3 protein-coding genes are annotated in these 1788 nt (G+C 42.2%); 1 reads left to right on the forward strand and 2 read right to left on the reverse strand.

Features of this window, described 5'->3' with window-relative positions; all coding sequences use genetic code 11:
- The coding region (locus H6S82_RS31890) for a toprim domain-containing protein (protein ID WP_191057398.1) at positions 1-350 on the reverse strand (350 nt) is incomplete at its 3' end.
- Between the two features lie 454 nt (positions 351-804).
- Between H6S82_RS31890 and H6S82_RS31895 the strand changes: the two genes are divergently transcribed.
- Positions 805-1011, forward strand: coding sequence for a hypothetical protein (locus H6S82_RS31895; protein WP_190470507.1), 207 nt, complete (start codon positions 805-807; stop codon positions 1009-1011).
- Positions 1012-1026: 15 nt separating this feature from the next.
- Here the strand turns inward: H6S82_RS31895 and H6S82_RS31900 are convergent.
- The coding region (locus tag H6S82_RS31900; protein ID WP_191057399.1) for an ATP-binding protein at positions 1027-1788 on the reverse strand (762 nt) is incomplete at its 5' end.

Here is a 1788-nt window from a genome sequence, read left to right on the forward strand (position 1 = left end):
GTGGGTATTTTGGGCTTTAAAAGTTCTTTGAGATGCCAGCTAATGCTTTCGCCTTCGCGGTCTTCATCTGTTGCCAGTATGAGTTCGTCAGCTTCTTCAAGAGCTTTTTGAAGCTCTTTGACAACTTTCTTCTTCTCCTTGGGGATGACATATAGGGGTTCAAAATCTGCCTCTACATTCACCCCCAACTGCGCCCATTTTTCCCCTTTGACTGCTTCGGGAATTTCTTCGGCAGATGAGGGCAGGTCGCGCACATGGCCCATCGATGCCTCGACGCGGTAGGTGGAGGGCAGGAAGTTGCGAATGGTACGTGCTTTAGTGGGAGATTCGACTATTACGAGCGTTGACATGAGAACAAAGATAGTAGCAGCTTGGCTGGACAGTCAAATTTGGATAGTTGCCTCTGGATGTCAAAAGTCACCGGGAACACATAGAACAGAGGGTTATTGAGGCATCCGAAAGGCGCTAAAAGCGCAACAGCGATTAACTTTAGCCGTGACAGTGCGATCGGATAAGGTAGTCTTCAGTACTCAAGGTAGACAAGGGGGACTCTGGGAGAAGGAGAATTTTTCACCAACTGGTGAGAGACTGTATCTCAGAGAAGGTAAAGTCTTCTTTTCTATGTGTCCCACCTTAAGCTGTAGCAGCGAAACCGATTCAAGTCATATCTCATCTTTAACTTATATCTGACTTTTCTGGCTAGAGGTGAATTTTATCTGTTGAGCATAAATACTTAGGATATCCTGTTTGCCTGCTACTTGTTTGTGCCACAATAAATCCCAATTGTCGAGAGAGCGATCGCAGATGGCTGGGAAACAAGGACAACTGTTCCCCGGCGATAGGTGCGTTATCGAAAAAGTTTTGGGCAGGGGTGGTTTTGGGATCGCCTACCTAACTTCATCCGGCTACCAGCTAGCGCGTTGTCATCCCAACCCTCAAAGATGTGTAAAAAATATTTACCTTGTGCCAAACGTTCCCAAACCCGCTGCGATGACCCCTCCGATGTTATAGCTAAACTTCCGTAAGTTATCCCCGATACTTGATGGGAATTTCGATCGCAAATTTTGTCCCGCTACCGACAGTCGATTCACAGGTTAATTGACCGCCATGTTTTTTGACAATAGCATAACTGACTGATAAACCTAAACCCGTACCGCTTCCGACTGGTTTAGTCGTAAAAAATGGCTCGAATATGCGCTGTTGAATATGGGCGGGAATCCCACAACCATTATCAGCGATCTCAATTCTTACCTGCTCTTTTCCTATGACTTGAGTCTGAATCCGAATGAAGTGATTTTTATTAGTTTTACTAACTTGCTTGAGAGCATCAATAGCATTACTGATAATACTCATAAATACCTGATTCATCTCACTCGCATAACAAGTGACACGAGGAAGGTTGCCATACTCTTTAATCACTTCTATTTTTGGTTGATTATTAATCTCTTGGAAGCGATTTTGTAAAATTAGTAAAGTGCTTTCAATTCCGGTGTGTAAATCTACCGCTTTCATATCGGATTCATCCAAGCGCGAAAAATTACGCAAACTCAGGATGATTTGTTTGATTCGTTCGCTTCCTACTGTCATCGATTGCAGAATTTTAATTAAATCTTTTCTGAGAAAATCTAACTCAATTTCTTCTATTTTTGCTTGAATTACTAAATTTGTTTGAGGATATTCTTGTTCATATAATTCCAGCAAATTCAGCATTTTTTTTACATAATTTTCTGTATACTGAAGATTCCCATAAATAAAATTCACGGGATTATTAATTTCGTGCGCTATCCC

It is taken from the genome of Planktothrix sp. FACHB-1355 (assembly GCF_014748295.1).
Taxonomy (GTDB): Bacteria; Cyanobacteriota; Cyanobacteriia; order Cyanobacteriales; family Aerosakkonemataceae; genus Aerosakkonema; species Aerosakkonema funiforme_A.

Bases quoted from the DNA above. Each gene is read 5' to 3' on its own strand.
- H6S82_RS31895 (WP_190470507.1), top strand. From the start codon at position 805: ATGGCTGGGAAACAAGGACAACTGTTCCCCGGCGATAGGTGCGTTATC.